Origin of the sequence: Micrococcus sp. HSID17227 (assembly GCF_003989405.1) — a bacterium.
Classification (GTDB): Bacteria; Actinomycetota; Actinomycetes; order Actinomycetales; family Micrococcaceae; genus Micrococcus; species Micrococcus luteus.
Genome location: NZ_RBLN01000205.1, coordinates 1 through 3848, shown reverse-complemented (window position 1 = coordinate 3848; position 3848 = coordinate 1). Strand labels below are relative to the sequence as shown.

Below are 3848 nucleotides of genomic sequence, written 5' to 3'. Positions count from 1 at the left end.
CGGCGTCAACGACGCCCCGGCCCTGGCGACGGCGGACATCGGCGTGGCCATGGGCGCGGCCGGCTCCGGTGTGGCCATCGAGACCGCGGACATCGCCCTGATGGGCGACCGGCTCGAGCGGCTGCCGCAGGCGCTCGATCTGGCCCGGCGCACGGTGCGGGTGATGCGGCAGAACATCGCGATCTCCCTCGTGACCGTCGTGGCCCTGCTGGCCGGCGTCTTCGCCGGCGGCGTCACGATGGCCGTCGGCATGCTCGTGCACGAGGCGTCCGTGCTGCTGGTCATCGTGAACGCGATGCGCCTGCTGCGGCGCCCGGGTCAGCCCAGGTCCACGACCTCGAACTCGAGCAGGTCGGCGCCCGTGGCGACCGGCGCCGGGCGGCCGCCCTGCTCGGCGGCGTGAGCGGCGGGCATGCGCCCGTCCCGCCAGCGCTGGAAGTCCTCCTCCGACGCCCACGTCGTGACCACGAAGTAGCGGTCCTCGCCCGCGGTGGGCCGGAGCAGCTGGAAGCCCTCGAAGCCCGGCTCCTGGTCCACCGCGTGCTTGCGGGCGGCGAACCGCTTCTCGAGTTCCGGGCCGGCGCCCTCGGGGACGCTGATGGCGTTGATCTTCACGACGGACATGGGCTGGCCTCCTCGTCGGCGGGGGTGCGGCGTCGGGTCGACGCCCTCACCGGCCGACTCTACGCCCGGCAGCGGACCGGGGATCCGTCGAGCGGTTGATGCCCGGCGGCGTCGTCCCCGTCGCGCTCGCGGTCGCGGCGCTCGCCCTCGCGCTGTTCGAAGGGTTGGAGCGACACCGCGAGAAGGTGCGCCGCTCGGCCTGGACGTGATGGGGGCGGGCCTGGTCCTGGCCGCGATGGCCGCAGGCGCGTTCCTCTCGGACGCCGCGGCCCGTCACCTGGCGGCCCGGTTCGGCGCCCCGGGCACCGTGCTGATCGGGCTGGGCCTGGAGGTGGCCGGGGTCGTGGCGCTCGCCCTGCTCCTGGGCCCGGACACCTCGGGTTGGCTCGTCGCCGTGCCCCTCGTCGTGTACGGCCTCGGGCTCGGCCTGGCCTCGGCGCAGCTGACGGACATGGTGCTCCAGGACATCCCCGTGCAGATCTCGGGTCAGGGCGCCGCGACGCAGAGCACGGTCCGGCAGATCGGCTCAGCGCTGGGCACCGCGTTCGCCGGGGCCACCCTGTCCATCGCCCTCGCCGCCACGCTGCCCGCGGCCCTGGACGACGCCGGCCTCACCGGTCCGGCGGCCGACTCGCTCGCCGCGGCCACGCGGGACTCGGCTGGCACCACGATCCCGCAGCTGCGGGCGCAGGGGGAGCGCGGCCCGCTCGGGGAGCACACGAAGAAGCCCCCGGAACCAGTAAGGATTCCGGGGGCTTCGAGTGGGGTGAGCGACGGGGATTGAACCCGCGACCTTCTGGACCACAACCAGACGCTCTGCCGACTGAGCTACGCCCACCATGTCTGCTTCACACGGACGGATCCGCGCGGCGCAGCGGGGTCCACAGTACACGAGATCCCGCGCAGCGCCGAATCGGGGCAGTGGGGCCGGGAGTGCCTGCTCAGGCCTGCGCCCCGGACACCACCTCCGCGATGGCGCGGGCCTCCTCCGTGGTGGGGCCGGGGGCGGGGGCCATGACGGCGGCCCGGTAGTAGCGCAGCTCGGTGATGGAGTCCTTGATGTCCCCGAGGGCGCGGTGGCCGCCGGTCTTGGCGGGGGCCTGGTAGTAGGCGCGCGGGTACCAGCGCCGGGCCAGCTCCTTCACGGTGGACACGTCCACGATCCGGTAGTGCAGGTGGTCGACGACGGCGGGCATGTAGCGGGCGAGGAACAGCTTGTCCTGGCCCACCGTGTTGCCGGCCAGCAGGCCCTTGCCGGCGGGCACGCGGGCGGCGATGTACTCGAGGACGCGCGCGGCGGCGTCGTCGAGCTCGAGGCCCTCCGCGAGCTCCGGCAGGAGGCCCGAGGTGGTGTGCATGTCCCGGACGAACGGGTCCATCTGCTCGAGGGCGGCCGCGGAGGGACGGATCACCAGGTCGATGCCCTCGTCCAGGATGTTCAGCTCGGCGTCCGTGATGAGCACCGCCACCTCGACGAGCTCGTCGACCTGGGGGTGCAGGCCGGTCATCTCGCAGTCGATCCAGACCAGGGGGGCGCTCTCCGGCGCGGGGGTGCTCGTCTCGCTCATGCCCCCAGGCTACTCGCGTGTCACGATGGTAGATTCGAGCGAGCCGCGCCCTCGCGCGCCCACGCAGGACCGCACGGAAGGACCCGTCGCATGAGCGTGTCGACCCCGCGTCCGTCCGGGTCCACGGCCCACCGGCCGGAGTACGTCGGCGTCGGCGGCCTCCGCGCGGACCCCCAGGTCGCCGGCGCGGACTGGTGGCCCATCCTGGTGGGGACCCTCGGCTCCCTCCTCCTGGTGGTGGGCTCGTACTCCGTCGGCTGGCTGGCCTCGGCCTCCCCGATCAACCGCTGGCAGTGGCTGATCCCGTGGCGCACCCAGGAGACCGGCGTGCTGGCCGGCACGGTGCTCCTCACCCTCGGCTGCTGGGTGATGTTCTGGGCCTGGCTGCGGCTGGGCCAGACGATCCGCCCCTTCGGCCGCGGCGCTTTGCGCACGGTCAACCTCGCCACCGTCCTGTGGTGCCTGCCCCAGGTCGTGGCACTGCCGATCTTCAGCCGGGACATCTTCGCCTACGTGGGGCAGGGCCGTCTCATGGTGGCGGGGCAGGACCCCTACGTGGACACGATCTCCTCGCTGTCCAACTGGTTCCAGCTCGGAGCGGACGCGACCTGGGCGGACTCCGAGACCCCGTACGGTCCGATCTTCCTGTGGATCGAGCAGGCCGTCGTCGCGATCTCGGGGGACATGAACCCGGACCTGGCGATCTTCCTGTTCCGCCTGGTGGCGGTGGCCGGCGTCGCGCTGATCATGGTCTTCGTGCCGCTGCTGGCCCGCCGGCTGGGCGTCAACGGTGCGTGGGCGCAGTGGATCAGCGCCGCCAACCCGCTCTTCACCATCAGCTTCGTCGCGTCCGGGCACAACGACGCCCTCATGGTCGGCCTCGCCCTGGCCGGCACGTGGTGCGCGCTGCGCGCCGGGCATCCGCTCCGCCCCCAGCGGCCCGGGCAGTCCGTCGCGTGGGGGGTGGCCGGCGTCGTGCTGGTCACCCTGTCCCTGGGCATCAAGCCCATCACCCTCGTGCTGCTCCCGTTCATCGGCCTGCTGTGGGCCGGCCCGACGGCCCGATGGCCGCGCCGGTTCGCCTTCTGGGCCCTCACCGCCGGGATCTCCTTCGGCCTCATGGCCCTGGTGGGCGTGCTCAACGGCTTCGGCTTCGGCTGGGTGGCCGTCATGGTCGGCACGGGCACGGGCACCGTGCCGTGGGGGCCGATCGGCATGCTGTCCCTCCTCACGGTGGGGGCGAGCGAGCTCCTCGGACAGGGGGCGGACGTGCAGGCCGTCGAGGGCGTGTACAAGACCGCCGGACGCGTGCTCTCGGTGCTCATCGTGCTGGCCCTGATGTTCCTCGGCCGCCAGGACCGCGTGATGACGCGCATGACGTGGGCGTTCACCGCGCTGGTGATCCTCTCGCCCATCATCCAGCCCTGGTACCTGCTGTGGCTGCTGCCGTTCTTCGCTGTGATCGGCATCCGGGACAACTGGCAGATCAAGTGGGTCGTGTTCACGGTCGGCTACTTCCTGGCGTTCGGTGCGTCGGACCAGCTCTTCACCTGGCAGTTCCTGGACATCGCGGACCAGGCCAAGGCCGTGTCCCTGATCGTCTCCGCCGTGTGTCTGCTGTGGATCCTCGTCGTGGACCGCCGCACCAGCCGGTTC

Annotated in this window: 4 protein-coding genes, 1 tRNA gene and 1 pseudogene; 3 read left to right on the top strand and 3 right to left on the bottom strand. The window is 72.5% G+C overall.

Features of this window, described 5'->3' with window-relative positions:
* Positions 1–403: pseudogene (locus D8M29_RS09485) on the top strand (cation-transporting P-type ATPase); the annotation flags it as partial.
* Here the strand turns inward: D8M29_RS09485 and D8M29_RS09480 are convergent.
* Complete coding sequence (locus tag D8M29_RS09480) at positions 319–624, bottom strand: antibiotic biosynthesis monooxygenase (RefSeq protein WP_010078879.1); 306 nt, start codon at positions 622–624, stop codon at positions 319–321. The pseudogene D8M29_RS09485 and the gene D8M29_RS09480 overlap by 85 nt on opposite strands.
* A gap of 208 nt (positions 625–832) precedes the next feature.
* Between D8M29_RS09480 and D8M29_RS09475 the strand changes: the two genes are divergently transcribed.
* Positions 833–1408: a hypothetical protein gene (locus D8M29_RS09475; protein ID WP_369814512.1), complete on the top strand. Its 576-nt coding sequence runs from the start codon at positions 833–835 to the stop codon at positions 1406–1408.
* Here D8M29_RS09475 and D8M29_RS09470 read toward each other — a convergent pair.
* Both D8M29_RS09470 and orn read right to left on the bottom strand, forming a co-directional pair.
* Positions 1387–1462, bottom strand: a tRNA-His gene (locus tag D8M29_RS09470). The genes D8M29_RS09475 and D8M29_RS09470 overlap by 22 nt on opposite strands.
* A 103-nt stretch (positions 1463–1565) precedes the next feature.
* Positions 1566–2192, bottom strand: coding sequence for an oligoribonuclease (gene orn, locus D8M29_RS09465; protein WP_002857127.1), 627 nt, complete (start codon positions 2190–2192; stop codon positions 1566–1568).
* Positions 2193–2282: 90 nt separating this feature from the next.
* On the opposite strand from orn, the gene mptB reads away from it, so the two are divergent.
* The coding region (mptB, locus tag D8M29_RS09460) for a polyprenol phosphomannose-dependent alpha 1,6 mannosyltransferase MptB (protein WP_127445929.1) at positions 2283–3848 on the top strand (1566 nt) is incomplete at its 3' end.

What these genes read in the sequence shown, in the direction of transcription:
- D8M29_RS09480 (WP_010078879.1), bottom strand. Translation starts at nt 624, where the DNA reads ATGTCCGTCGTGAAGATCAACGCCATCAGCGTCCCCGAGGGCGCCGGC.
- D8M29_RS09475 (WP_369814512.1), top strand. Translation starts at nt 833, where the DNA reads ATGGGGGCGGGCCTGGTCCTGGCCGCGATGGCCGCAGGCGCGTTCCTC.
- orn (WP_002857127.1), bottom strand. Translation starts at nt 2,192, where the DNA reads ATGAGCGAGACGAGCACCCCCGCGCCGGAGAGCGCCCCCCTGGTCTGG.